The organism is Mesorhizobium sp. M6A.T.Ce.TU.002.03.1.1 (genome assembly GCF_003997275.1).
GTDB classification, from domain to species: Bacteria; Pseudomonadota; Alphaproteobacteria; order Rhizobiales; family Rhizobiaceae; genus Mesorhizobium; species Mesorhizobium mediterraneum.
On the sequence record NZ_RZTI01000235.1, the window covers coordinates 1 to 4175 of the forward strand.

The window sequence follows — 4175 nt, forward strand, 5'->3', positions numbered from 1 at the left end:
TGCGGCAGCGTCTCGCGCGGCTCGTTAATCCACGGCGCGCGATGCAGCGGTTTTAGCCGGCGCCCGTCGATATCGACCGCTATCTCGGCGAGATGGCCGACAGTGAGATCGACCGTTACCGAAATGCCCTTTGCCTTAATCGTGAGCGTATCCATGGCGCACCTGCTGATTCTGCCTGCGCCAGCAAACCCGCTCGATGCCGGTTGCGCAAGCTGCGTGGCCGGCATTTCGCATCAGCCAGCGCTGGCGTCGGCGCAGCAGCCAGCCCCTTACTGCCGCTTGTACTCCCGCACCGGCGACTGGGTGCCGTCGGTGTAGGTGACCTGGACCGACATCGACTTCACGCTGTCGGCGACCTTGAAATAGGGCTGGTAGTCGTAGGGGATGGCGTAGGGATCCTTGGGGTCGCAGGCCGGCATCTTGATCTCTTTGTCGAGCGCCGCGCCGTTCAGGCCGTAATGCACCGCCTTGATGGCGCAGCGGTAGGACAGCATCTGGCTGAAATAGACCAGGCCGCGGTTGCCGCTGGCGTCGAAGGCGATCCACGACGTCCAGAACTGGTCGAGGATCTGCTTGTTGCCTTGCTGAAGCGCTGTTTCGGGGTCGAAGCGGATGTCGAACGGGCCGGTCTCGCGGCCGCTGACATCGAGATATTTGATCGCAATGCTGCCGGCCGCGGTGCTGTCGGGCAATTCGAAGCTCGGATTGGGCATCGGCTTGCCGGTGGTCTGGTCGTTGAGCGCCAGGAAGCCGGTTTCGGTGAACGGGCCGCTGTCGCCCGTGCGCCATGAAATGCCGGTGGCAGGTTCGGGAATGGAGATGGTCATCGACCAGCCCTGGTTCGAGCGCATCGGCGTCAGCGTCGGGGCGAAGCGCTTGGCATCGAGCACGTCGCCAAGCGCCGCCAGCCGGCTGCGGCTGCGGTCGAGCCAATCGGCAAGCTGGGTCTGGTCGACGAAATATTTGAGCAGCCCGCCATCCTTCTCATAGGACAGGAACTTGGTCAGCGCCGTCGCCTCGCTGCGCTTGTCGGACAGCGCCTGGAAGCCGAGACGATCTTCCGAAAACTCCTGCGACAGCAGGAAGTAAGCCGGCGCGAAATCGGCATTTGCGGCGACGAACGCGTTGAGCTTTTGGAGACGCTGGGCATCGTCGAACTGCAAGGCATGGACGAGCTTGATCGACAGCGCCTTGCCCTTGTCGGCCAGTGCGCCGAACACCTCGCGGGCGCCAGCCTTGCCGTCCTGCATCCGAAGCAGAGTGGCGAAGCGCGTATAGGGATCGATGGCGTCGACATCGAAGCCGGCGAAGGCGAGGTAGGAGCGCCGGGCATTGAGCATGTCGCCCGACAGTTCGTAGACGCGGGCATTGTGATAAAACTCGTCCGGCCGCTTGGGCTCGGCGATCGCCCCGCCCTGTGCGGCAAGTGCGGCAAAACCCTTGGCGATGGTGTCGATCGAGACGGCGATCTGCTCGGTCGTTGCCTGCAGCTTTTGCGCCTGGGCCTGCTGCTGTTGCTGGCCGGCAGCCACGGTGTCGGCCAGGGTGTCGGTCGTCTGCTTGACCGCTTCGACGGTCTTTTGCGTCTGAGCACCCTGCTCGGTCTGCTGCTGCTGGACCGAGGCGATCTCGTCGGTCTTTTGCAAAACCTTGTCGGTCGATTGCTTGACCGTTTCGACCGTCTTTTGCGTCTCGGTGACGGTCTGCTCGATCTTGGCCACCTTGGCCGAGACAATGCCCATCGAGCGCTGCAGCTCGGCCACGGCCGGCACCAGGCCGGCGACCAGCCCGTTCTGGGAATTCGTCTGCTTTTGAACGGCAAAGACGCCACCGGCGACCGCCGCAGCGGTGCTGGCGAAGACCAGCGCCGGCAGCGCCTTGGCCGCCAGCACCAGCCGCAGCACGATGGCAATGGCGATGACCAGCGCGGCGATCGCGGCGACCAGCGCGATATAGGCGGCGAACGGCGCCAGCGGCGTGAGGATGTCGGAAATGAAGCCGCCGACAAAGGCCACCCCGGTGGCCCATCTGCCGGTGCGGCCAAGAGATGCCCTGATAAGCGACGGCGCAGCGCCGCCCATGCCGATACCGCCCGCCATGCAATCCCCCAATGCCCAATGCCGCACCCTTTCTAGCCGGAGCGCGACCGCGTGGGAAGATCAGGGCGGGAAACAGGCGATTGCGCGGTCCAGTGGTCCTCGACGGCGTGGCCGCGAAAATGTGTTTATCCGGGGATAACCCTGGGCAAGACCGGCATTAACCAAATGGACGGCGCTTTTGGGTTAGGCTAGTTTCCCGTTCGTCTCAGCAACTGCTTACCTTCAGAACAGACCCATCTTGTCCAAACCGCGCCTCCTTCCGCTCATCCAAAGATTTGTCGCGGCGTTTGCGCTGCTGGCGCTCGTCGCCGGCTGCGTGACGACGCCGCCGGAGACCATGCTGGCGGTGCCGGCGGCGCCGCAGAAATATGCGGCAATCGTCATCGATGGCAGCACCGGCAAGACGCTGTTCGAGGTGAATTCGACGGCGCCGCGCTATCCGGCATCGCTGACCAAGATGATGACGCTCTACCTTCTGTTCGAGGCGCTGGACCAGGGCCGCGTCAGCAAGACGACGCTGATCCCGGTCTCGGACAACGCCGCCAGGCAGCCGCCGACCAAGCTGCGCTTCAGGCGCGGCGAGGCGATCGATGTCGAGACGGCGATCCGGGCGATCACCGTCAAATCGGCTAATGACGTGGCGGTCGCCGTCGCCGAATATCTCGGCGGCAGCGAAGACGCGTTCGCCGCAATGATGACCGCCAAAGCGCGCCAGATCGGCATGCGCAGCACCGTCTTCCGCAACGCTTCGGGCCTGCCGGACGGCGTCCAGCAGACGACGGCGCGCGACATGGCGGTGCTCGGCATGGCGCTGCGCGCCCGCTTCCCGCAGCATTTCCACTATTTCTCCGAAAGCGACTTCATGTTCCGGGGCCGGCTGGTGCGCGGCCACAACGACATGCTCGGCCGCGTCCGCGGCGTCAACGGCATCAAGACAGGCTATATCAGAGCCTCAGGCTTCAACATCGTCACCTCCTACGATGCCGACGGCCGCCGGCTCATCCTCGTGGTGATGGGCGCCGACAGCGCGCGCCAGCGCAACGACCACGTCGAGGCGCTGATCCAGCGCAACCTGTCGACGGCATCGAACACGACGACACGGCTGCTGTACGCCGAGGAGCAGTGAGGGGTGATGTTCGGCGGGGGCGAGCTCTTGATCGGTGTGGCAACTTGACAGGTGACGGCAGTTATGCTAGGAATTTATTCATGGTGCTGATTTGCGCCAACGACCCGCCCGCCGAGGCGGGTTTTTCATTTCAGGCTTCGGCGCCATTCTTCATAGGTCCGACAAAACCGCAGGTTTGCCGGCCTTCGGGCTTGCTTCTCGCACGTTCGAGGGTCATGGCAGGCTCCAGATCGTGGGCTCCGCGGAATGAGCAATCCGAAAAATGCGTTATTCCGAGTTCGCAGCCCGGCCGCCTGCCACTTGCCCGTTGAAGCCTGCGCCTGCTTCCGCTAAGAAGCCGTGGCTGGCCGGTTCACCGGCTGGTTCGTTTTCCGGATTGTCGATCCTGAAAGCACCCGTAGCTCAGCTGGATAGAGCGCTGCCCTCCGAAGGCAGAGGTCACAGGTTCGAATCCTGTCGGGTGCGCCACTAACCCTTTGAAATTTCGCATAGATTTCGCTAGCTTCCGGGAGTCCGTGAGCAATGCGACGCCCCGGTCTTTTCCGAGACCATTACGGAAGCATCTAGAAGATGACTGGTCTGAATATCGACTCCGGCATGATCAGGCTGGGAGCCTTGATGCCCTTGTCCGGATTTGACATCCGCAACGCAAAGCCCTTTTCGAGCCACGACAGAATTTCACTCTCGTTTCCGACGCGGACGTAGTCATCCTCGAAACGGGTCTTCGATACAACGTAAGTGCCGTCTTCGTGCTTGTGTGGGAAGAGAAGCTCTCCCGTCTTTGTGCCCCTGCTGACGAAGGCGTGCAATCCGAGCTTTGGCACTCAAAATTCCTTTCCTGCAATTCGCTGCAATCAATTCTCGTCACTCCGCCGTTTGTCGGTCGCGCACGCGCCGGAAGATTTCCAGTGCAAGGTGCTCGTGGGCAGCCGAGCGGAATTCCTTGTCGG

General features: G+C 62.8%; 3 protein-coding genes and 1 tRNA gene. 2 read left to right on the forward strand and 2 right to left on the reverse strand.

The genetic code is table 11. The features are described from left to right. Window positions 1-269: 269 nt before the first annotated feature. Window positions 270-2099 carry a methyl-accepting chemotaxis protein gene (locus EOC93_RS32755; protein WP_127206678.1) on the reverse strand — a complete coding sequence of 610 codons (1830 nt, stop codon included), beginning with the start codon at window positions 2097-2099 and terminating at the stop codon, window positions 270-272. A 238-nt stretch (window positions 2100-2337) separates the two neighbouring features. On the opposite strand from EOC93_RS32755, the gene EOC93_RS32760 reads away from it, so the two are divergent. Continuing rightward, a complete protein-coding gene (locus EOC93_RS32760) occupies window positions 2338-3225 on the forward strand; it encodes a D-alanyl-D-alanine carboxypeptidase family protein (protein ID WP_127206679.1) in 888 nt (295 codons plus the stop codon). Window positions 3226-3616: 391 nt separating this feature from the next. Next, window positions 3617-3693: transfer RNA gene (locus EOC93_RS32765), tRNA-Arg, on the forward strand. A 95-nt stretch (window positions 3694-3788) separates the two neighbouring features. Here the strand turns inward: EOC93_RS32765 and EOC93_RS32770 are convergent. Continuing rightward, the gene (locus EOC93_RS32770) at window positions 3789-4049 is read right to left on the reverse strand and encodes a hypothetical protein (protein ID WP_127206680.1); all 261 of its coding nucleotides are present in this window, start codon (window positions 4047-4049) and stop codon (window positions 3789-3791) included. Window positions 4050-4175 lie beyond the last annotated feature (126 nt).